Source organism: Pseudomonas sp. Emmai (genome assembly GCF_055179735.1).
The window spans coordinates 4,301,686-4,324,696 of sequence record NZ_CM143685.1 but is presented as its reverse complement, the minus strand read 5'-3'; the positions used below and the strand labels follow the sequence as shown (position 1 = coordinate 4,324,696).

General features: G+C 60.7%; 15 protein-coding genes and 4 pseudogenes. 11 read left to right on the top strand and 8 right to left on the bottom strand.

Annotated features, from left to right (window positions below):
• Positions 1–17: 17 nt before the first annotated feature.
• The 4 genes and pseudogenes from ACY4LX_RS19840 to ccoN form a co-directional block, all read right to left on the bottom strand.
• On the bottom strand, positions 18–404 hold the full coding sequence (locus ACY4LX_RS19840; RefSeq protein WP_463257540.1) for a putative Ig domain-containing protein: 387 nt from the start codon (positions 402–404) through the stop codon (positions 18–20).
• A 1,019-nt stretch (positions 405–1,423) separates the two neighbouring features.
• Positions 1,424–1,734: pseudogene (locus tag ACY4LX_RS19835) on the bottom strand (PAAR domain-containing protein); the annotation flags it as partial.
• A gap of 114 nt (positions 1,735–1,848) precedes the next feature.
• A complete protein-coding gene (locus tag ACY4LX_RS19830) occupies positions 1,849–2,070 on the bottom strand; it encodes a cbb3-type cytochrome c oxidase subunit 3 (protein WP_149661492.1) in 222 nt (73 codons plus the stop codon).
• An 8-nt stretch (positions 2,071–2,078) separates the two neighbouring features.
• On the bottom strand, positions 2,079–3,506 hold the full coding sequence (ccoN, locus tag ACY4LX_RS19825) for a cytochrome-c oxidase, cbb3-type subunit I (protein ID WP_149661491.1): 1,428 nt from the start codon (positions 3,504–3,506) through the stop codon (positions 2,079–2,081).
• Between the two features lie 259 nt (positions 3,507–3,765).
• Here ccoN and ACY4LX_RS19820 point away from each other — a divergent pair, with 259 nt between their 5' ends.
• The 3 genes from ACY4LX_RS19820 (at position 3,766) to ACY4LX_RS19810 (ending at position 7,064) form a co-directional block, all read left to right on the top strand.
• A complete protein-coding gene (locus ACY4LX_RS19820) occupies positions 3,766–5,439 on the top strand; it encodes a nitrite/sulfite reductase (RefSeq protein ID WP_463257539.1) in 1,674 nt (557 codons plus the stop codon).
• Positions 5,436–5,915: a DUF934 domain-containing protein gene (locus ACY4LX_RS19815; protein ID WP_149661489.1), complete on the top strand. Its 480-nt coding sequence runs from the start codon at positions 5,436–5,438 to the stop codon at positions 5,913–5,915. Before ACY4LX_RS19820 ends, ACY4LX_RS19815 begins: the two co-directional genes overlap by 4 nt.
• 180 nt (positions 5,916–6,095) lie before the next feature.
• Positions 6,096–7,064, top strand: a complete 969-nt coding sequence (locus tag ACY4LX_RS19810) for a hypothetical protein (RefSeq protein WP_463257538.1) — start codon at positions 6,096–6,098, stop codon at positions 7,062–7,064.
• 128 nt (positions 7,065–7,192) lie between these two features.
• Here ACY4LX_RS19810 and ACY4LX_RS19805 read toward each other — a convergent pair.
• Positions 7,193–9,360 (bottom strand): annotated as a pseudogene (locus tag ACY4LX_RS19805) (tetratricopeptide repeat protein).
• 207 nt (positions 9,361–9,567) lie between these two features.
• On the opposite strand from ACY4LX_RS19805, the gene ACY4LX_RS19800 reads away from it, so the two are divergent.
• A complete protein-coding gene (locus ACY4LX_RS19800; RefSeq protein ID WP_149661486.1) occupies positions 9,568–10,239 on the top strand; it encodes a DUF3313 domain-containing protein in 672 nt (223 codons plus the stop codon).
• A gap of 164 nt (positions 10,240–10,403) precedes the next feature.
• Here the strand turns inward: ACY4LX_RS19800 and ACY4LX_RS19795 are convergent.
• The 3 genes and pseudogenes from ACY4LX_RS19795 to ACY4LX_RS19785 all read right to left on the bottom strand — a co-directional run.
• Positions 10,404–11,027: pseudogene (locus tag ACY4LX_RS19795) on the bottom strand (DUF1254 domain-containing protein); the annotation flags it as partial.
• 10 nt (positions 11,028–11,037) lie between these two features.
• Positions 11,038–11,829, bottom strand: coding sequence for a hypothetical protein (locus tag ACY4LX_RS19790; protein WP_463257537.1), 792 nt, complete (start codon positions 11,827–11,829; stop codon positions 11,038–11,040).
• A gap of 290 nt (positions 11,830–12,119) precedes the next feature.
• Complete coding sequence (locus tag ACY4LX_RS19785; RefSeq protein WP_149661484.1) at positions 12,120–12,545, bottom strand: YciI family protein; 426 nt, start codon at positions 12,543–12,545, stop codon at positions 12,120–12,122.
• Positions 12,546–12,650: 105 nt separating this feature from the next.
• Here ACY4LX_RS19785 and ACY4LX_RS19780 point away from each other — a divergent pair.
• From ACY4LX_RS19780 to ACY4LX_RS19750, 7 genes and pseudogenes are all read left to right on the top strand, one after another.
• Positions 12,651–12,734: pseudogene (locus ACY4LX_RS19780) on the top strand (polyketide cyclase); the annotation flags it as partial.
• A 275-nt stretch (positions 12,735–13,009) separates the two neighbouring features.
• The gene (gene tpx, locus ACY4LX_RS19775; RefSeq protein ID WP_008030203.1) at positions 13,010–13,510 is read left to right on the top strand and encodes a thiol peroxidase; all 501 of its coding nucleotides are present in this window, start codon (positions 13,010–13,012) and stop codon (positions 13,508–13,510) included.
• A gap of 173 nt (positions 13,511–13,683) precedes the next feature.
• Entirely contained in the window at positions 13,684–14,994 is a 1,311-nt protein-coding gene (locus tag ACY4LX_RS19770; RefSeq protein WP_463257536.1) for an MdtA/MuxA family multidrug efflux RND transporter periplasmic adaptor subunit, read from the top strand.
• On the top strand, positions 14,991–18,086 hold the full coding sequence (locus ACY4LX_RS19765) for an MdtB/MuxB family multidrug efflux RND transporter permease subunit (protein WP_463257535.1): 3,096 nt from the start codon (positions 14,991–14,993) through the stop codon (positions 18,084–18,086). The genes ACY4LX_RS19770 and ACY4LX_RS19765 overlap by 4 nt, the downstream gene beginning before the upstream one ends.
• A gap of 103 nt (positions 18,087–18,189) precedes the next feature.
• Positions 18,190–21,297 carry an efflux RND transporter permease subunit gene (locus ACY4LX_RS19760; RefSeq protein WP_463257534.1) on the top strand — a complete coding sequence of 1,036 codons (3,108 nt, stop codon included), beginning with the start codon at positions 18,190–18,192 and terminating at the stop codon, positions 21,295–21,297.
• Positions 21,294–22,775 carry an efflux transporter outer membrane subunit gene (locus tag ACY4LX_RS19755; protein ID WP_149661479.1) on the top strand — a complete coding sequence of 494 codons (1,482 nt, stop codon included), beginning with the start codon at positions 21,294–21,296 and terminating at the stop codon, positions 22,773–22,775. Before ACY4LX_RS19760 ends, ACY4LX_RS19755 begins: the two co-directional genes overlap by 4 nt.
• A gap of 5 nt (positions 22,776–22,780) precedes the next feature.
• Positions 22,781–22,987: a hypothetical protein gene (locus ACY4LX_RS19750; protein WP_463257533.1), complete on the top strand. Its 207-nt coding sequence runs from the start codon at positions 22,781–22,783 to the stop codon at positions 22,985–22,987.
• The last annotated feature ends 24 nt before the right edge of the window (positions 22,988–23,011 follow it).

The following is a 23,011-nucleotide window of genomic DNA, read 5'->3' as shown; positions in this document are numbered from 1 at the left end:
CCGGGCGCTGTGTGGCCTCAATGACTCTCGACGCTTAGCGTGTAGGTCCGTTGCGCCGCCTGGCCGGTGCACTGGGTGCCGTAAGTGTTGAGGTAAATCGAGACTTCATAGCGTCCGGGCTTTGTCGGTGTGCCGACGATAACGGCATGGTTCTGGCCCTCTTCATAAACCAGTTTCAACCCTTCAGGCAGTGGTAGCGCAGGATCGACATAAAACCCGGCGACGGCGACGTTCGGTCTTTCTACCTCGACACTGACGCGATATGGCTTGCCGGTTGTAGCACTCGCTAGATTGTCGGGTTGGATCGTCAGCGGTGCGCGCCCAACAGAGCTCGCCAAGGTGCTCAGCTCACAGCCGCCAAGCAGCAGCGAGAGCGCGATTATTGAAAAAAATGCACGTTTCATGGTGGGCTCTTCTATTGGGAATCAAGGAATTTTGCTGAATACAAGGCCGCCATAAAGGTGCTTGAGTAAGCTTTGTACGGTTGAATCGGGTGCCGTCAGATGGCCAACCCGGCCCCACGTGAACAACTTCGACTCAGTAATTTTGTCGTCCGGCGCTGTCGTCTGCGTGATGGTGCCCGCTGCGGTCGCAGGCGCTTGCTCCCAGGTAATCCAATGACTTTCATCAATCCTTCGCCACCGGCCAGCATGCCAGCACCTATTAGCGTTGCGACGTGGTGTCCAGGGCTGATATGCCCGAACAATTCAATCAACTGCTGCTGATTGAGATGGGACGTGAATTGAACATTGTCGAAGACCACACTCGCGCCTGCTTGTTTGAACCAGACCGCGATTTTGCCTGGTAGCGTGATGCCCGCGACCTGATCGTCCGGCGACTCGTAGTCCATGAAAAGGTTTTCACTGTCGCGCAGGCTGGCCAGTGATATCCAGTCTATGCCCCAGATACGGTCGTTTTCGTTCTTGCGGCTAAGGTTTTTCGGATTACAAGCACTGTGGCTCGGCTTGATATGCAATTGCCCGATAGTGGCTTCTCCCGTTTCCCATAAGTCGATAATGGCTTTGGTGTACAGGTCGGGGCGATCCATCAGCAACGCGTAGAAAAAAGTTGCAGGGCCACACAGACTGGTTTCCCTTTGATCGGGGTAGCTGGGCGGGGTAGAGGTGCTCTGAACTGTGTAGCCATGCGCCTTGGCAACACGCGATTTAAGCTGTTCATAGATCTTGTTTTTTTCGAACGGGTCTTGCCGAGTCCCGATGGGATGGGCCGGGTCATTGAACACGCGCTTGGTGTCAGTGCTGTTGCCGAAGGCGGCCAGGATTTCTACCGATGCTTTGATTGGATTCGCCGGCGCCACTGCAGAGGTGGGCACTACCAACGAGGCCGGTGAAGATGCCAATGCGCTTGGCTGCGTTGCAGCAGGCGAAACCTGGGCAGACGTGGCAGTGATGGCCGTCGCCGCCATTGCCTTGACGGCGCTTATCGGAGCGCTCACCACTGTGTCACCGATGATGACTGTCCCGGAGCCACCCACAACAACACTGCCGTGGTCGCCCGTACTGCCGACGACCGCCGCATTCAGCCCGTTTATGAAAACGGTCTGTGATACAGCACTGACGATCGCAGCACCGCAGGCAGACAGATCGCTCTGTCTTGCAGCGGCCAGACCGTCGAAAAAGACATCGGTCGAACCGCTAACAATGGGATTGCTTCCGTGCCCGGGGAGGGGCATGTGGTCGGATCCGTTACTCGGGTCGCTGGTTTTGCGCTCATATTGAGACTTCCCTGTTTTTAGTGGGCAGATTCTAGACTAATCACTTGTTCAGGAAAGAACGTCTTTCAACACCTTGTCAACGAATGCGTCGATCATCACCAGAAGCCAAGCATTCAAACCTCCAAATTCCCCCACCCCGGCTTCGCCTCTTCCGGCGCCACTGCCTTCACAGTTTTGCCCGTCGCCAACTCCACCCGCCGTGCCACCTCCGGGTCATCAGCAAACGGCATCAAACTCGCATCCTCCAGGCTCTCGGCCGTCTGATGCTTCAGGCAATACTCGATCGCCAGCCAGAACCCCACGATCCCGAACAGATTCAACGCTATCTCGATCATCTCGAACCTCAGGCAATCTGCGCTTCACGTTCAGCCATCGCCACGTCGGATACCCGCACGGTGCGCCAGGTGTTGTAGGCCATCAGCAGCATGCCGCTGAGGAAGAACACGCCGCCGGCAAACCGCACCACGAACCCCGGATGGCTGGCCTGCAAGGCTTCGACGAAGGAGTAGGTCAGCGTGCCGTCGTCGTTGATCGCGCGCCACATCAGGCCCTGGGTGATGCCGTTGACCCACATCGAGGCGATGTAGAGCACGGTGCCGATGGTCGCCAGCCAGAAGTGCAGGTTGATCAGCGGCGTGCTGAACATCTGCTCGCGGCCGAAGACTTTCGGCACCATGTGGTAGATCGCGCCGAAGGTGATCATCGCGACCCAGCCGAGCGCGCCGGCGTGGACGTGGCCGATGGTCCAGTCGGTGTAGTGGGAAAGGGCGTTCACGGTCTTGATCGCCATCATCGGCCCTTCGAAGGTGGACATGCCGTAGAACGCGAGGGACAGGACGAGGAAGCGCAAAATCGGATCGGTGCGCAACTTATGCCACGCGCCGGAGAGCGTCATCATGCCGTTGATCATCCCGCCCCAGCTCGGCGCCAGCAGGATCAGCGACATCGCCATGCCCAGCGACTGCGCCCAGTCCGGCAGCGCGGTGTAGTGCAGGTGGTGCGGGCCGGCCCAGATGTACAGGGTGATCAGCGCCCAGAAATGCACGATCGACAAACGATAGGAATACACCGGCCGACCCACTTGTTTCGGCACGAAGTAATACATCATCCCCAGGAACCCGGTGGTCAGGAAGAAGCCCACCGCGTTGTGTCCGTACCACCACTGCACCATGGCGTCGGTGGCCCCGGAATACACCGGGTAGGACTTGAACCAGTCCACCGGAATCGACAGGTGATTGACCACGTGCAGCATGGCGATCACCACGATGAACGCGCCGAAGAACCAGTTGCCGACGTAGATGTGCTTGGTCTTGCGCTGCACCACGGTGGTGAAGAACACGATGGCGTAGGCGACCCAGACCACGGTCATCCACACTGCGCCGGAGAACTCGATCTCGGCGTATTCCTTGGTGGTGGTGTAGCCCAGTGGCAGGGTGATCAGCATGATCACGATCACCGATTGCCAGCCCCAGAAGGTGAACGCGGCGAGCTTGTCCGAGTACAGCCGCACCTGGCAGGTGCGTTGCACCGCGTAGTAGCTGGCGGCGAATTGGGCGCTGCCGGCAAAACCGAAAATCACCAGGCTGGTGTGCAGCGGGCGCAAGCGGCCGAAGGTGGTCCACGGCAGGTCGAGGTTCATCTCGGGCCAGACCAGTTGCGAGGCGATAAACACGCCCATGGCCATGCCCACCACACCCCAGACAATGGTCGCGATGACGAATTGGCGGACGACCTTGTAGTTATAGGCCTGTCCGATTGTTGCTGTGCTCATGGTCAGTTCATCCATGCAAAGTCTTGCCAGGCCACCCGGTCTGGCATGGGATGCACTGTAGAAACCTTGCCGGAAACAAAACAGACTCAGGAAAACTCGATTTATACGGATCAGATTTAGGCAGTCCTGCGGCGATCTGACGCGCTCTGATACGGTTTTTTAGGTTTCAGGTGGGTCTGTAACGTGCTGCGCCGTAGGTCCATAGTCGCTTCATCGAAAACGGGCCGCAGAGCCCGATCAACCCTGATGAGGTGGCCACATGTATCAGTACGACGACTATGACCGGGCGCTGGTGTTCGAGCGGGTTGCGCAGTTTCGCGATCAGGTCGAGCGCTTCATGGCCGATGAACTGAGCGAAGAAGAGTTCCTGCCGCTGCGTCTGCAGAACGGCCTCTACATGCAAAAGCACGCCTATATGCTGCGGGTCGCCATACCCTACGGCACCCTCGGCGCCGGGCAGATGCGCACCCTGGCGAGCATCGCCCGGGACTATGATCGCGGCTACGGCCACTTCACCACCCGGCAGAACATGCAGTTCAACTGGATCGAACTGGCCCAGGTGCCGGACATCCTTGAACGCCTGGCCCAAGTGGAAATGCACGCGATCCAGACCTCCGGCAACTGCGTGCGCAATATCACCACCGAAGCCTTCGCCGGGGTCGCGGCGGACGAGTTGATCGACCCGCGTCCCTTGGCGGAAATCCTGCGGCAATGGTCGACCATCAACCCGGAATTTTTGTTCCTTCCACGCAAATTCAAGATCGCCATCTGCTCGGCGAAACAGGACCGCGCGGCGATCATGATGCACGACATCGGCCTCTATCTTTACCCTGGCAGCGACGGGCAAATGCTGCTGCGGGTGATCGTCGGCGGCGGCCTGGGGCGCACGCCGATCCTCGGGTTGCAGATTCGCGAAGGCTTGCCGTGGCAGCATTTGCTGTCCTACGTCGAGGCGGTGCTGCGGGTCTACAACCGCCACGGTCGGCGGGATAACAAGTACAAGGCGCGGATCAAGATCCTGGTCAAAGCGCTGGGCATCGACGCCTTCGCCAAGGAAGTCGAGGAGGAGTGGCAGCACCTCAAGGACGGCCCGGCGCAATTGACCGACGTCGAGTACGAGCGCGTGGCCAGTGCCTTCGTCCCTCCGGTGTATCAAGCGCTGGCCGGTACTGACCTGGACTTCGGCACGCGCCTGGCGCAGAACCCGGCCTTCGCCCGTTGGGTCGCACGCAACGTGCAGCCGCACAAAGTGCCGGGGTACGCCAGCGTCGTGCTCTCGACCAAACCCGGCATCGCCTCACCGCCGGGGGATGTCACCGCCGAGCAGATGGACGCGGTGGCGGACTGGTCCGAGCTGTTCGGTTTCGGCGAAATCCGCATCGCCCACGAACAGAACATCGTGCTGCCGGACGTGACCAAGGCTGACCTCTATGCCCTGTGGTGCCTGGCCTGCGACCAAGGGCTGGGCTGCGCCAATATCGGCTTGCTGACCGACATCATCGCCTGCCCCGGCGGTGACTTTTGCGCCTTGGCCAACGCCAAGTCGATCCCCATCGCCCAGGCGATTCAGGGCCGTTTCGAAGACCTCGATTATCTTCACGATTTGGGCGACATCAGCCTCAACATCTCCGGCTGCATGAACGCCTGCGGCCACCACCATATCGGCAACATCGGCATTCTTGGCGTCGATAAAAACGGCAGCGAGTGGTACCAGATCACCCTCGGCGGCGCCCAAGGGAAAAACAGCGCGCTGGGTAAAGTCATCGGCCCGTCCTTCAGCGCCGCCGAAGTGCCCAATGTGATTGAAGGCATCATCAGCACCTTCGTCCGTTACCGCGAGAGCGAGGAATTGTTCGTCGATACGGTGCAACGCATTGGTCTGGAGCCGTTCAAGGAGCGGATCTACCCGAAAGTGCTGGAGGCGTCGGTATGAACAATCTGTTGCGGCTGGAGGAGGGCGTGGCGCGGATTGATCTGGATGACCCCTGGACGCTGGTGCGGGAGGTAGACGCTGAAATGCCCTCGGGACGGTTGATTCTGCCGTTGGCCCGTTGGCTGGATGAACCGACCCGGAATGGGGTTTGGCTGGGGCCGGACGATGAGGTGGAAAGCCTGAAATCCTGTTTCAACCTGCTGCCGTTGATCGCCCTGGATTTTCCGAGTTTTCGCGATGGTCGCGGGTACAGCCAGGCGTATCTGTTGCGCACGCGGCTAGGTTGGGCCGGTGAATTGCGGGCGGTTGGGGATGTGTTGCGCGATCAACTGAGCCATATGCGGCAATGCGGGTTTGACAGTTTTGCGGTGCGGGAGGACAAGTCGGCTGAAGATGCGTTGAAGGGACTGGCCGGGATGAGCGTGTTGTATGGGCGGTCGGTGATTGAGCCGCGGCCATTATTCCGACGTCGGTAAACACAGCAAGATCAAAAGATCGCAGCTTTCAGTAGCTCCTACAGGGGAATGAGTACACCTGTAGGAGTTGCCGAAGGCTGCGATCTTTTTGCTTTGGCGGTTGATGGCATTTTGGTAGAGTCCGCGCACTCGGCCGGTTTTTGGGCTGCATGGACGAAATCAAGAAGGGAGTCTGGCGTTGTGAGTTTGGGCAAGAAGATTTTAGGGCTGACGGCATTTCTGTTGATGCTGACCCTGTGGGCTGGCTACTTTTACGTGTTCCAGGAAAACCGTGGCGGGCAGTTGGGCGGCGCCTATGACAGCACCGCCTGGTGCGGCACGCCACCGTCGGCCGATGCCTTGTCCCTGGGCAAGGATCAACTGACCCTGCGCATCACCAACAACCTGCGCGGCGAGTTCATGCTCGGCGGTTCGGTGATCGTTTCCGAGCGCACCTTCAATCGTTACGACTTGGGCCGCAACGAATTGCGCCTGCGCCTGGAACCGCTGCAATGGTCCTTCGGCGCCACGCCGATCTTCCTCGAACAAGTGCGGATCAAACCCCTGAGCCGCAACCTCGCGTCCGACAATAAAAGCGCCTTCGCCGAACTCGAATCGCGTCCGATCGGCGTGCAGGGCCGGGCCACCGAATTTCCGTTCGACACCTACCGCTACGGCTACAAACCGGTGTTGTATTACCTCAAGGGCAATGAGCGCATTGACCTGCGTTTGCGCCACATCACCACGCTGATGGAGATGTCGAACACCTTTACCCCGATCCAGAAATACAACCGCATGGAGTACATCAACGAGAAGAACTCGATGGTGCGCGATGAGGATTACAAGGCTTACAGCGCCAATGAATGTGCGTTCAGTGTTGAGCGCAAGGGCTCGTTCAAGGTGATCGTTTTGCTGTTGCTGCTGGTGATTTGCCTGCCGCTGATGCACGTGTTTTATCGCGACGAGCCAGGCATCGATTTCCTGGCGACGCTGGTGGGGATTGGTGCGGTTCGGATGATGCTGGTGGGGCCGTTGCAGGATTTCCAGCTGTACAACATCGACTTCCTGTTTGGCGCGGCGATTCTGTTGGTGGGGACGGTGTCGTTGATCAAGGCGATGCGGGCCAATAGCCGGCGGGCGTTGGCGGCGCAGAGTGGGTCGTCGTGGTGATGATGGGTCCAGAGATTTGGGTTGGTTGAGCTGACGTCTTCGCGGGCAAGCCTCGCTCCTACAAGGTTGCGCAATACCCCTGTAGGAGCGAGGCTTGCCCGCGAAGGGGCCCTCGGATCAAACCGCGATCATTTCAACGCCGGGTCCCCCATGTTCATTTTCTTCCACCCCTGCAACAACACCTGGGCTTTGGGCTCCTTGCCGTTCTCCAGGTAATACTGGATCAACGACAACCGCGCATTGCGGTTCGCCGGTTGCACCTTCAACAACCGTTCCAGTTCCTCGCACGCCTCATCCACCTTGCCACTGTCATGCAACGCGACCGCCAGCACATAACCGTACTGCGCGCTCTGCGGTTCCAGCGTCGCGGCTTTGCGCAGCAGCGGCATGGCCTGCGCCGTGTTGCCTGCGCGAATCAGCGACAACCCCTGGGTGTGCAGCAGCAACGCGGCGTCCGGGTGTTCCTTGACGCTCTGTTCCAGCAGCGCCTGCGCCTCTTGCGCACGACCACTAGCCTCCAGCCATTGCACCAGCGTCACCAGCGCCGGGTAGAAATCCGGGTCGCGTTTGAGCGCCGCACGCAGCAGCGGCTCGACGTCCGCCGTGCGCCCACTGGCCTGATACAGCATGGCCAGGTTGAGGTTGGCCTCGGCCCGTTCCGCCAGGCTTTTCTGCACAGCCTCATACTCGGCGATGGCCGCGTTCCAGTTGGCCTGGGCACTGCCCAAACCGTTACGTGCCACGCTCAGCAGATCCCGAGCGGCGACGATCCGTACCGCCTTCACCGGATCACCGAGCAACGGCGCCAGCAGCGGCGCGCGCTCCGCCGGCGGCAGGAACGCACTGATCGCCCGCACCGCGCTTTCACGCACTTGCGGTGCCGTATTGCTCAAGTCCTGGGTCGCCAGTTTCAGCGCCTGATCGCTCGGGTACAGCGGCAGTTCGGCCAGCAGGGTCGCCCGTTGGATCGCCGGCAGGTTGCTGCGCTGCAACTGCTCGTACAAGGCCTGCGCCGCGCCCGGTTGACCATTGCGGATCAGCCACAGGCTTTCGTCATAACGCGGTGCCTGAACAGCCGACGCCGACGCCGTGTTCCACAGTTTGAATTGCTCGGTCACCTTGTCCCCGGCCTTGCCCTGATGGCAGGTCAGGCACGCATCCGGCGTTCCCAGTCTCGATGCGCGCTCGGGGTTGGGAATGCTGAAGCTGTGGTCATGCCGAAAGTCATTGCCCATGTAGAACTTGCCCGGCATGTGGCAATCCACGCATTGCGAACCCGGCTGACCCTGGGTGTGGCGGGTGTGTTCGATGGAATCGTAGTTCTTCGCCTGCAAACCCTTGCCATCCACACCGTCCACCGCGGTCTTGCCGGCGGTGTTGTGGCATTGCAGGCACACGCCGTTGCCGGTGGCCTTGAGTTCGGCGCTGTGGGGGTTGTGGCAGTTGCTGCAACGCACGCCCTTGTCGAACATTTTGCTCTGGGCGAAGGAGCCGTGTTCGAACACCTCGTCCTTGATCTTGCCGTCCATTCCAGGTGATTCGACGCCGGACCGTGGCACGCCTGGCAGCCGACACCGAGGCTGTTCCAGTGGCTTTCAAAGGTGTTTTTCGCCGCGTCGAAATTGCGTTTGTAGCCCGTGGTATGGCACTCGACGCACATGAAGTTGGCGTTCTGGTTCGGCTTACTCCAGTGCAGCGGGTTCTTGAAGTTGACCCCCTGGCCTGGATAGAGATGAAACCACCGGTGCTGCTCGGTATCCCAGGCCACGCCCAGGGCTTGCAACCGGCCTTCGCCGACCTCGATCAGGTATTGCTGAAGCGGTGCGATGCCGAAGGTATAGGCAACCTTGAAGTCGGCGTTCTTGCCATCAACCCCCGGCGTGTTGACCCAGAAATCGTCACCCTTGCGCGAAAACACGCTGGTCTCTTTTTCGGCCTTGAAGGTCACATTGTTGAAGTCCCCGAGCATCGTGTCGGCGGTGGCCGGCTGCATCGCCAATTGGTGATGGGAGCCTTGCCAGTCCTTGACCTGCTCGGTGTGGCAGCCCTGGCATGGCTGCTCATCGACCATCGTCGCCGGTGCCGCAGCCACCACCGGTTTGACCGGCGGGACGACAGGCGCGCTGACCGCGACAGGCTTGGGCGGGGCGGGGGTGCTGCTGTGGAACAGAAACCCGCCAATCGCCGCGACGGCCAGCAGCAATACGCCGATGGTGACGGGAAACAGCTAGCGGTTGATCAGGGGAGGGCGCGAATCAGGGTTCGGGTTTTCAGCTTTATTTTTATGCTTCGCCATTGCGACTTCCGTAGTCCGAGTGCGTTGGCCGTTCAGGGCGCGCTTTGAAGCTTGGTTCAGCTTTGCCGGATGGCCAGCGTCTGTCAAATGGGCTTTGTGCGCTGAGCCACAGCCCTGGATGAACCTTTGATGAGGATGGCGGCAGATTATTGAGATTTGGCTATAACTACCTAGGTCTCTTTATCGACCTCTTACAGGAGTAACAGCATGAAGCTTGCGTTAATGATGAGCACACTGTGCATCGCCTCGATCGGGGTGGTTGGCTGCTCCAGTAAAGTGGTCGAGCCGGGCCAGTATTCGGGGTTTCTCAAGGACTACAGCCAGCTCAAGGAAGCCAAGTCACCGTCGGGTGCCGAGGTGATGCGCTGGATGGACCCCAAACTCAAAATCGATAAATTCACCAGCGTCTACATCGAGCCGACCCAGCTCTATCCCCAGCCGCAACCCACCGTGAAAATCCCCCAGGCCACCCTCAACGGCATCACCGGTTACTACGACCAGGCGCTCAAGCGCGAACTGGGTAAATCCCTGCCATTGGCCGCCGGCCCAGGGCCCGGCGTGATCGTGGTGCGCGCGGCGATTACCGCAGTCAGCAGCAAGACCGAAGGCCTCAAGCCCTACGAAGTGATCCCGATTGCGTTAGTGGCAGCGGCGGTCAGCACGGCCAGCGGGATTCGCGATCAGGAAACCACCCTGGCGACAGAGGCCGTGTTCCTCGATGGCGGCAACAACACGGTGGTGGCCCAGGTGGTGCGCAAAGGCACCGGCAAACCGCTGGAGAACGACACTCAAGTGATGAAGGCCGATGACGTGAAAAGCGTGATCGATGGCTGGGCTTCGGATCTGCATCAGTCGTATTTGAAGCTCAAGTCCAAGTAGTCCTCATTGATCGTTCCCACGCTCTGCGTGGGAACGATCATGTAGGAGCGAGGCTTGCCCGCGAAGACGGCGGAGCAGTCAACCCGCAACCTTCGCAACACGTCGTTCAATAGTCGACGCGGGCCATCCGGTTGTAATAACTGAGCAGCGCGTCATAGCCGCGGTTCGACCAGCGCCTTGCCTTTCGCCGGGTCCGGGTCGAGTACGCGGAAACCCACCAGCACGTTCATGGTTTCCGACTTGGCCAAGTAATACTTGCCGGCGTCGGCCGGTGGCTCGGCGCCCGGTGGCAGCACCAGGTACTTGCCGCCCTTGCCTTTGTCCGGGCCGGTCTGGCCCATGTCGATGATTGCCCGTTGCCAGAAATCACCGATGCCGCCCGCCGTCGGGCCGGGTGGCAGTTCAATCACCAGTGGCCCGGTTTCATTCAGGTCGACGAAGCCGAGGATGTACGGCGTGGTGGCGTTGGCGGTGATCACGCCGAGCTTGTCTTCGTAACTGTTGAGCACCATCAGGTCGCCGCTGTGGGCGCCGAGCTTGTCGCGAAACTCTTCCTGCCATTGGGCGTAGGACACCAGCGGCAAGGCCCACAGGTAACTCTGGGTCGCCTGCTGGAAATCCAGCTCGGCGTAAAGCTTGGCGATGGATTCATGGGCCGGCAGTTCGCCTTCCATGGCCACGTCGCCGATACGGGTGTCGAGGCCCTGGGCGTGCGCCTGGGCGCCCACGCCGCAACTGACGAACATCGCCATGACGCTGAAACCCGCCGCACGCAGTGCAATGTGCATATCAAAATCCTTATTTGCCGAAGGTGACGTTGATCCCGGCGAACAGCGTGAATTGCGGCAAGCCATCGCCTTTACGCTCGACTGTCCACTGGGGTTCAACGAAGGCGTTGAAAATGTTGGTCCCGGATTTCCAGACCTTGCCGCCACCGAAACCGATGGGGATGTAATGGGTGTCGTTCTTCAGGTCGAAGGTCCAAGTGCCGGTGGAGCGCAGGTACCAGCCCTTGGGCAGGTTATGGATGATGAACGGCTGCAGGGTCGCGGTTTCGACGTGGGCGCGATCATGGTCGCCGGCGAACGAACTCTGGTATTGCACCAGCGCGCCCAGCAGGCCACGGGGTGACGAGTCGATGGCAATCGCGGCGAGGCCGGCCTGCCACTTGCCGGTGCCCAATTCATCCTGCTCGGCGGTCGGCGCCGTGATTTGCGGGCCGATGCCCAGCTGCACGCCGTCGGTCTTGAGCAGGAAGATATCGAACAGGTTCAGGTCACCGATGCCGGTGCTGTAGCCGTTGTGCGGGTCGGGGCGGGTGCTGATCGGCAAGGTCGCGCGCAGCAATTGCGGGACGCCGATGAAATCGTTGGGGGCCACCGGCAAGGTGCCGCGCAGCAAGGCGTCGTTGGTGTGGACGTTGGTGTCGTAGAGTTTGGGCGTGTAGTAGTCCTGCAGATTGGCGCCCGGCGCCAGATTCAGCGGGTTGTTGCTTTTATTGGCTTCCTCGGCGTTATCGGCGTGCGCACAAAAGGCAGACGCCAGGAGTGCCACCGATAAAAAGGCGTGGGTTCCCTGGATTTTCGACATGATTCCCCGGTTCCTTGGTGGCTCAGTGGACGAACTCGGCCATATTCTTGGCCTTTACTGCGTAGTCTTTTTCCTAATCAAGCCTGCAGGACACGTCTTTTGAAGCTAGCAGCTAACCGCGGGTTATCCAGTCCAAGGGGTTAATTCTTTGGTTTTGTGAGCGTATTTGCGTTTTTTCTGTGTGCTAAAAAGTTAATGCGAAACAGTAGGTTGCCGGCGGGGGTTGATGCGGGATGTGAGGATTTACAGGGGGAGGCGGGCACACTGGCTGTGCCCGCCAGGACATCGATTCAGCTCTTTTTCGCCTGCGCACGGATTCGTTCTTCCTGCTCACGCAACTGCGGCGTGAACTCGGGGCCGAAATCCTCGGCCGAGTACACCGGGCGAATCTCGATCTCGGCGTCCGTTCCTGGCATCGGGTTCGGGCAGCGTTTGACCCATTCGATGGCTTCTTCTTTCGATTTCACTTCCCAGAGCCAATAACCGGCGATCAGCTCCTTGGTTTCGGCGAACGGGCCATCGATCACCGTGCGTTTGTCCCCGGAGAAACGCACGCGGGCGCCTTTGCTGCTGGGTTGCAGGCCATCGCACGAAAGGAGAATGCCGGCCTTGGCCAGTTCCTCGTTGTAGTTGCCCATCGCGGTCAGCAGTTCTTCGGTGGGCATCACGCCGGCCTCGGAATCCGGGCTGGCTTTGACAATGATCATGAATTGCATGGTGTTATCTCCGCTGGATGTGAGTGATTCACTGGCTAGTCGAATGGCCATTTGCTGAATCGACAGTGCGGCTGAAAAAAAGCCGTCTTTTTAGCCTAGGAGATGCTGGCTGCCTTTCGTCATGAACACCGGGTGGCGGCGGGAGAGGGCGGTACGCTATATACCGACCTGGCTGCCATTGGCGGCGCGGCATCGCAATAGGCTGCGGTTGCTGGCCTGAACACAGACCTGTAGGAGCGAGGCTTGCCCGCGAAGAACGATGATGCGGTCTGCCTGATACACCGCAGTGTGGCCTTCGCGGGCAAGCCTCGCTCCTACAGGGTTTTTGTGTCGCTTGTATGTGGTGTATCCAATTTGTGCGCTGGCACATCACAATTTGTATCCGGGCATAGGTCGTCGGGCCATTTCGTGGTTAACTTCGGCCTCTTCAGATTTCCAACAACACCTCCAGAAGGACTCCGTTCATGGCTCAAGTCACTCTTAAAGGCAACCCGGTTCAAGTCAACGGCCAACTGCCACAAGCCGGTTCCAAGGCGCCAGCCTTTTCCCTGGTCGCCGGCAATCTGTCGGACGTGACCCTGGCGAGCTTCGCCGGCAAGCGTAAAGTGCTGAACATCTTCCCAAGCGTCGACACCCCGACCTGCGCCACTTCGGTTCGCAAGTTCAACGCCCAGGCCAACGACGTCGCCAACACTGTCGTGCTGTGCATCTCCGCTGACCTGCCGTTCGCCCAGGCCCGCTTCTGCGGCGCCGAAGGCCTGGAAAACGTACAGAACCTGTCGACCCTGCGTGGCGCCGAGTTCATCGAAAACTACGGCGTGGCCATTGCTGACGGCCCGCTCAAAGGCCTGACCGCTCGCGCTGTCGTGGTGCTGGATGAAAACGACAACGTGCTGCACAGCGAGCTGGTTAAAGAAATCGCTGAAGAGCCTAACTACGAAGCGGCCCTCGCCGTTCTCAAGTAAGGTTTTACAATTGTTAACGGCCTGGCTCTGTCCAGGCCGTTTTCATTTGTGCTTCAGTGTCTTAGCAAAACCTCCTGTTACGTAAGCCGAAGGTAAATTGCCGGTAAAGCCGCTTTGCTTAACGCTCGCCAGTGCTTATCGTTCAGCCTCCTGTAAAAGAAGCCCCCGCGCCCATGGTTGATCATTCAATGCAATCCTCCTCCCGTAGTCCCCGTCGCTGGCTGTTCGGCCTGCTTGTCCTGTTGGTCGTCGCTGCTGTGTGCTGGAAGTTCTGGCCTGCCGGCACCGAGCATAAAACGGGCGAAAAGCCGAAAGCCGTTGCCGGGCATACGGGCAAGTCCGGGGGCATGCGTCCGGGCTTTGGCGGCGCGACCGGGCCGATCCCGGTGCGGGTGGCCCCGGCGGTCAAGGGTGACTTCCCGCTGTATTACAAGGCGCTGGGCACGGTCACGGCGCTCAACACCATCAATGTTCGCAGCCGCGTGGCCGGCGAGTTGATGAAGATTGCCTTCGAGGAAGGGCAGATGGTCAAGGCCGGGGACTTGCTGGCCGAGATCGACCCGCGTCCTTACCAGAACGCCTTGCTTCAGGCCGAAGGCACCTTGCTGCAAAACCAGGCGCAATTGAAAAACGCTCAGGTCGACGTCGAGCGCTATCGCGGTCTGTTTAAAGAAGACAGCATCGCCAAGCAGACCCTCGACACCGCCGAAGCACTGGTCGGCCAATACCTGGGCACGGTCAAGACCAATCAGGCGGCGGTCAACGACGCCAAGCTCAATCTCGAATTCACCAAGATCCGCGCGCCGATCACCGGGCGTGTCGGCTTGCGTCAGCTCGACGTTGGCAACCTCGTCGCCGCCAACGACACCACCGCGCTGGCGATCATCACCCAGACCCAACCGATCAGCGTCGTTTTCACCCTGCCGGAAAACAGCCTCGACACCGTGCTCGCCCGTTACCACTCCGGCGCCAAATTGCCGGTCGAAGCGTGGGACCGTGGCGACATGAAAATCCAGGCCAGCGGCGTACTGCAGAGCCTGGACAACCAGATCGACGTCACCACCGGTACCCTGAAATTCAAGGCCCGCTACGATAACCGCGATCAAGCGTTGTTCCCCAACCAGTTCGTCAACGTGCACCTGCTGGCCGACACCCTCAAAGACGTGGTGCTCGCGCCCTCGGCGGCGATCCAGTTCGGCACCAACGGCACCTTCGTCTACGCCATGGACGGGGACAACAAGGTCAAGATTCGTCAACTGAAAGTCGGCGCCAGCGACGGTGACAACACCGTCATCACCGAAGGCCTGGCCGTCGGTGATCGCGTGGTCCTGGAAGGCACCGACCGCCTCAAGGAAGGCAGTGAAGTGGAAGTGGTCAACGACAGCCAGGATGTGCCGACCACCCCGACCGAACACCTGCAAGGCAAATCCGCGGCGAAAACCACTGAAGCGACCGCCAATGACAAGGTGAAGAAGGGCGCATGAACATCTCGCGGCTGTTCATCCTTCGCCCGGTCGCCACGACCCTGAGCATGCTCGCCATTATTCTGGCCGGCATCATCGCTTACCGTTTGCTGCCGGTGTCGGCGTTGCCCCAGGTCGATTACCCGACCATCCGCGTCATGACCCTCTATCCCGGCGCCAGCCCGGACGTGATGACCAGCGCCGTAACCGCGCCCCTTGAGCGCCAGTTCGGGCAAATGCCGGGCCTGACGCAAATGGCCTCCACCAGCTCGGGCGGCGCCTCGGTACTGACGCTGCGCTTCAGCCTCGACATCAACATGGACGTCGCCGAGCAACAGGTGCAAGCCGCGATCAACGCCGCGACCAACTTGCTGCCCAAGGACCTGCCGGCACCGCCGGTGTACAACAAGGTCAACCCGGCGGACACCCCGGTGCTGACCCTCGCCATCACCTCCAAAACCATGCTGTTGCCCAAGCTCAATGACTTGGTCGATACCCGCATGGCGCAGAAAATCGCCCAGATCAGCGGCGTCGGCATGGTCAGCATCGCCGGCGGCCAGCGTCAGGCGGTACGGATCAAGGTCAACCCCGAGGCCCTGGCGGCCAATGGCTTGAACCTGTCGGACGTTCGCACCCTCGTCGGCGCATCCAACGTCAACCAGCCCAAAGGTAACTTCGACGGCCCGACCCGGGTGTCGATGCTCGACGCCAACGACCAACTGACCTCGCCCAAGGACTACGCCAACCTGATCCTGGCCTACGCCAACGGCGCGCCGTTGCGGCTCAAGGACGTGGCGGAAATCGTTGATGGCGCCGAGAACGAACGCCTGGCCGCGTGGGCCAATGAAAACCAGGCGGTGCTGCTGAACATCCAGCGCCAGCCCGGGGCCAATGTCATCGAGGTGGTGGACCGGATCAAGGCGTTGCTGCCGAGCATCACCGACAACCTGCCGGCCGGCCTCGACGTCACCGTCCTGACCGACCGTACCCAGACCATCCGCGCCTCCGTGACGGACGTGCAACACGAACTGCTGATCGCCATCGCCCTGGTGGTGATGGTGACGTTCCTGTTCCTGCGCCGCGCCAGCGCGACCATCATTCCGTCGGTGGCCGTGCCGCTGTCGCTGATCGGCACGTTTGGCGTGATGTACCTCGCGGGGTTCTCGGTCAACAACCTGACCCTGATGGCCCTGACCATCGCCACCGGTTTTGTGGTGGACGATGCCATCGTGATGCTGGAGAACATTTCCCGGTACATCGAGGAGGGCGACAGTCCGTTGCAAGCGGCACTCAAGGGCGCCAAGCAGATCGGTTTCACCCTGATTTCCCTGACCCTGTCGCTGATTGCGGTACTGATCCCGCTGCTGTTCATGGCCGACGTGGTCGGGCGCCTGTTCCGCGAGTTCGCCATCACGTTGGCGGTGGCGATCCTGATTTCCCTCGTGGTGTCCCTGACCCTGACGCCGATGATGTGCGCGCGGCTGCTCAAGCGTGAACCGAAGGAAGAAGAACAGGGCCGTTTCTACCGGGCCAGCGGCGCGACCATCGACTGGATGATCGCCGCCTACGGGCGCAAATTGCAGTGGGTGCTCAAGCACCAGCCGCTGACCTTGCTGGTGGCCATCGCCACCCTCGGCCTGACCGTGTTCCTTTATATGGTGGTGCCCAAGGGCTTCTTCCCGGTGCAGGACACCGGGGTGATCCAGGGCATTTCCGAGGCGCCGCAGTCGATTTCCTTTGCGGCGATGAGCGAGCGCCAGCAGGAACTGGCCAAAGTCATCCTGGCCGATCCATCGGTGGAAAGCCTGTCGTCCTACATCGGCGTAGACGGTGACAACTCGACGCTCAACAGCGGTCGCATGCTGATCAACCTCAAGCCCCACAACGCCCGGGACCTCAGCGCGACCAAGATCATTGCCCGACTGCAACCGGAAGTGGACAAACTGGTCGGCATTCGCCTGTTCATGCAACCGGTGCAAGACCTGACCATCGAGGACCGGGTCAGCCGCACGCAGTACCAGTTCAGCATGTCGTCGCCGGACTCGGAGTTGCTCAGCCTGTGGAGCAGCCGTCTGGTCCAAGCCCTGGCCCAGCGCCCGGAATTGACCGACGTCGCCAGCGATCTGCAAGACAAGGGGTTGCAGGTGTACCTGGTGATCGACCGCGATGCGGCGTCCCGGGTCGGGGTATCAGTGTCGAACATCACCGATGCGCTGTACGACGCCTTCGGCCAGCGGCAGATTTCCACGATTTACACCCAGGCCAGCCAATACCGGGTGGTCCTGCAATCCCAGTCCGGCGAGAAAATCGGCCCGGACGCGCTGAACCAGATTCACGTCAAGACCACCGATGGCGGGCAGGTGCGCCTGTCGAGCCTGGCGCATGTCGAACAACGCCAGACGCAATTGGCGATCACCCACATCGGCCAGTTCCCCGCGGTGATGATGTCGTTCAACCTGGCGTCCGGCGTAGCGTTGGGGCATGCGGTGGACGTTATCGACCAGGTGCAGAAGGACATCGGCATGCCGATTGGCGTGCAGACCCAGTTCCAGGGCGCGGCCGAAGCGTTCCAGGCGTCGCTGTCGAGCACTTTGCTGCTGATCCTGGCGGCGGTGGTGACCATGTACATCGTGCTCGGCGTGCTCTACGAGAGCTACATTCACCCGATCACCATCCTCTCGACCTTGCCCTCGGCGGCGGTCGGTGCATTGCTGGCGCTGCTGTTGACCGGCAACGACCTGGGGATGATCGCGATCATCGGCATCATCTTGCTGATCGGCATCGTGAAAAAGAACGCGATCATGATGATCGACTTCGCCCTCGACGCTGAGCGCAATCAGGGCATGGCGCCGGAGCAGGCGATCTATCAAGCGGCGTTGCTGCGGTTCCGGCCAATCCTGATGACCACCCTGGCCGCGTTGTTTGGTGCAGTGCCGTTGATGCTCGCTACCGGTTCGGGCGCGGAATTGCGTCAACCGCTGGGCCTGGTGATGGTTGGCGGGTTGCTGGTGAGTCAGGTGCTAACGCTGTTCACAACGCCGGTTATTTACCTGTATTTCGATCGGTTGGGACGCCGCTTTGGCAAGACCGAGTCGAAAGAGGTGGTGGTATGACGCCGGTCGGCTGCAAGTTTCAAGCGGCAAGCGGCAAGTTAAAGCCTGCGCACGGCCTGCTTTTCTCTTGCAGCTTACGGCTTGAAGCTTGGAGCTGTCGTCCATGAATCTCTCAGGACCGTTCATCAAACGTCCCGTGGCAACCATGCTGCTCTCTTTGGCGATCATGTTGCTGGGCGGCGTAAGTTTCGGCCTGTTGCCGGTGTCGCCGCTGCCGCAGATGGACTTCCCGGTGATCGTGGTCCAGGCCAGTCTGCCCGGTGCCAGCCCGGAGGTAATGGCTTCGACCGTGGCCACGCCGCTGGAACGTTCCTTCGGCGCCATCGCCGGGGTCAACACCATGAGCAGCCGCTCCAGCCAGGGCTCGACCCGGGTGATTTTGCAGTTCGACCTCGACCGCGACATCAACGGTGCGGCGCGGGAAGTGCAAGCGGCGATCAACGCCTCGCGCAACCTGCTGCCCAGCGGGATGCGCAGCATGCCGACCTATAAGAAGGTCAACCCGTCGCAAGCGCCGATCATGGTCTTGTCCCTGACCTCGGATGTACTGGAAAAAGGCCAGCTCTACGACTTGGCCTCGACGATCCTGTCCCAGAGCCTGTCCCAGGTGCAGGGTGTGGGCGAAGTGCAGATCGGCGGCAGCTCGCTGCCAGCGGTGCGCATCGAACTCGAACCCCAGGCGCTGAACCAGTACGGCGTGGCCCTGGACGAGGTGCGCAACACCATCGCCAACGCCAACGTGCGCCGGCCGAAAGGTTCGGTCGAGGACGACCAGCGTCTGTGGCAGGTGCAGGCCAACGATCAACTGGAAAAGGCCAAGGACTACGAGTCGCTGATCATCCACTACAACAACGGCGCGGCCCTGCGCCTGAAGGATGTGGCCACGGTCAGCGACGGCGTCGAGGACCGCTACAACAGCGGTTTCTTCAACAATGATGCGGCGGTGCTGCTGGTGATCAACCGTCAGGCCGGCGCCAACATCATCGAGACGGTCAACGATATCAAGGCGCAGTTGCCGGCGTTGCAGGCGGTGTTGCCGGCCAGCGTCAAGCTGAACCTGGCCATGGACCGCTCGCCGGTGATCAAGGCGACGTTGCATGAAGCGGAAATGACCCTGCTGATCGCCGTGGCGCTGGTGATTCTGGTGGTGTTCCTGTTCCTCGGTAACTTCCGCGCCTCGCTGATTCCGACGCTGGCGGTGCCCGTGTCGCTGGTCGGCACCTTCGCGGTGATGTACCTCTACGGGTTTTCCCTGAACAACCTGTCGCTGATGGCGCTGATCCTCGCCACCGGGCTGGTGGTGGACGACGCCATCGTGGTGCTGGAGAACATTTCCCGGCACATCGACAAAGGCGTGCCGCCGATGAAAGCGGCGTACCTCGGGGCCCAGGAAGTCGGCTTTACGTTGCTGTCGATGAACGTGTCGCTGGTGGCGGTGTTCCTGTCGATCCTGTTTATGGGCGGGATCATCGAAAGCCTGTTCCGCGAGTTTTCCATCACCCTGGCGGCGTCCATCGTCGTCTCGCTGATCGTGTCGTTGACCCTGACCCCGATGCTCTGCGCCCGTTGGCTCAAGCCGCATACGCCGGGCCAGGAAAACCGTCTGCAACGCTGGAGCCAGCGCGCCAACGACTGGATGGTCGGCAAGTACGCCACCAGCCTCGACTGGGTGCTGCGTCACCGCCGCCTGACCTTGCTCAGCCTGATCGTGACCATCGGCGTCAACGTTGCGCTGTACGTGGTGGTGCCGAAAACCTTCATGCCGCAGCAGGACACCGGGCAGTTGATCGGTTTTGTGCGCGGCGACGACGGCCTGTCGTTCAGCGTGATGCAGCCGAAGATGGAAGTCTTCCGCCGTGCCGTGCTCAAGGACGATGCGGTGCAGAGCGTGGCCGGGTTCATCGGCGGCACCAACGGCACCAACAACGCCTTCATGCTGGTGCGCCTGAAACCGATCAAGGAGCGCAATATTTCCGCGCAGAAGGTGATCGAACGCCTGCGCAAGGAAATGCCCAAGGTCGCCGGCGCGCAGTTGATGTTGATGGCGGATCAGGACCTGCAATTTGGCGGCGGGCGTGAGCAGACCACTTCGCAATATTCCTACATCCTGCAAAGCGCCGATCTGGGTTCGTTGCGCGAGTGGTACCCGAAAGTCGTCACCGCGCTGCGGGCCTTGCCCGAGCTGACGGCGATTGATGCTCGCGAGGGGCGCGGCGCGCAACAAGTGACGCTGATCGTCGACCGCGATCAGGCCAAGCGCCTGGGAGTGGACATGGACATGGTCACCGCCGTGTTGAACAACGCCTACAGCCAGCGGCAGATTTCGACGATCTACGACAGCCTCAACCAGTATCAGGTGGTGATGGAGGTCAATCCCAAATACGCCCAGGACCCGATCACCCTCAAGCAGGTTCAGGTGATCACCGCCGATGGTGCGCGGATTCCGCTGTCGACCATTGCCCACTACGAAAACAGCCTGGAAGACGACCGGGTCAGCCACGAAGGCCAGTTCGCGTCCGAGAGCATTTCGTTCGACATGGCCGAAGGGGTCACGGTGGAGCAGGGCACGGCGGCCATCGAGCGGGCGATTGCCAAGCTCGGCATGCCGGAAGACGTGATCGTGAAAATGGCCGGCACCGCCGACGCCTTTGCCGCGACCCAGAAGAGTCAGCCGTTCATGATTCTCGGCGCGTTGGTGGCGGTGTATCTGGTGTTGGGCGTGTTGTATGAAAGCTACATTCACCCGCTGACCATTCTGTCGACCTTGCCGTCGGCCGGGGTTGGCGCCTTGTTGTCGATCTATGCCTTGGGCGGGGAGTTCAGCCTGATCTCGCTGTTGGGGCTGTTCCTGCTGATCGGCGTGGTGAAGAAAAACGCGATCCTGATGATCGACTTGGCGTTGCAGTTGGAGCGGCATCAGGGCATGACGCCGCTGGATTCGATTCGCAGCGCCTGTCTGCAACGGCTGCGGCCGATCCTGATGACCACGCTGGCGGCGATTCTCGGCGCGCTGCCGTTGCTGCTCAGTCGTGCCGAGGGCGCGGAAATGCGCCAGCCGCTGGGCCTGACCATCATCGGCGGGCTGATCTTCAGCCAGGTGCTGACCCTCTACACCACCCCGGTGGTTTACCTCTACCTCGACAAACTGCGCCATCGCTTCAATAAATGGCGTGGGATACGTACCGATGCAGCTCTGGAAACTCCGCTATGACTGACCGTTCGCTTATCACTCTGGCTGCACCGATTGCCCTGGCCCGGGGCTCGCGCTTGTTGAGCCTGGCGCTGTGCATGGCCCTGGTCAGCGCCTGCGCCGTCGGCCCGGATTATCAGCGCCCGCACACGGCCGAGATTGCGCAGTACAAGGAAGCCGAGGGCTGGCGTCAGGCCAGTCCCAGCGATGCCCTGGCCCGTGGCGCCTGGTGGGAGTTGTACGGTGACCGCCAGCTCAATGGCCTGGTGGAACAACTCAACAATGCCAACCAGACCGTCGCCCAGGCCGAGGCCCGCTATCGCCAGTCCCAGGCCTTGGTGAAAAGCGCCCGCGCGGCGTTTTACCCGACCGTCGATTTGAGCGCGGGTAAAACCCGTTCCAGTCAGGGTGCCGGCAGCAGCAGTTCCAGCCTGAGCAGTTCCGCCAGCGGGATTCGCAATACCTACACCACCGAATTGGGCGTCAGTTGGGAAGCGGATATCTGGGGCAAGTTGCGCCGCGGGCTGGAAGCCGACACGGCCAGCGCTCAGGCGAGCTTCGCCGATCTGGCGGCCATGCGCCTGAGCCAGCAGTCGGAAATGGTGCAGAACTATTTGCAGTTGCGGGTCATCGACCAGCAGAAGCGTTTGCTCGAATCGACGGTCGCGGCCTATCAACGCTCGCTGCAAATGACCCAGAACCAGTACCGCGCCGGTGTCTCCGGGCGCGATGCGGTGGCCCAGGCCCAGACGCAGCTCAAAAGCACCCAGGCTGATCTGGTGGATCTGATCTGGCAACGGGCGCAGTTCGAAAACGCCATCGCGGTGCTGATCGGCCTGCCACCGGCGCAGTTCAACCTGGCGGAAACCCAGGACATTCCGAAACTGCCGCAAATCCCCCTGAGCCTGCCGTCGCAATTGCTTGAACGCCGCCCGGACATTGCCTCCGCCGAACGCTCGGTGATCGCCGCCAACGCCGAAATTGGCGTGGCGAAAGCCGCGTACTACCCGGACCTGACCCTGAGCCTGAGCGGCGGTTACAGCAGCAGTACATCGAGCAACCTGATCAGCTTGCCGAACCGCTTCTGGTCGGTGGGGCCAAAACTGGACTTGCCGTTGTTCGACGGTGGTGCGCGCTCGGCGGAAGTCGACCGCAACGAAGCGGTCTACGACGAAACCGTGGCCAAGTACCGCCAGACCGTGCTCGATGGCTTCCGCGAAGTGGAAAACTACCTGGTGCAACTCAAGGTGTTCGAAGACGAAGCGGCGGTGCGCCAGGAAGCACTGGACGCGGCGCGCGACTCCCTGCGCCTGACCGAAAACCAGTACAAGGCCGGTTTGATTGCCTATCTGGACGTGGTAGTGGTGCAAGCCACGGCGTTGAACAACGAACAAAGCGTGTTGAACGTGTTGCAGAGCCGGTTGATTGCCAGCGTGCAGTTGATTGCGGCGTTGGGCGGTGGGTGGGATGGGGAGTTGCAGGTGAGTGACAAGGAATAACCTGCATGCTGATCGTTCCCACGCTCTGCGTGGGAATGCATCACGTGACGCTCTGCGTCACATCCAGAGCCGAACGCGGAGCGTCCGTGGCGGCATTCCCACGCATAGCGTGGGAACGATCAAACGCGGACCTTCAGATCGCCACAATGATCGCGTTGAAACTCCGATTTTTGCTGTCAAACAAGCGTTTCATCGGCTTGATGGCCATTTGATAATTTTGTCAGTGCGTTCTTCCG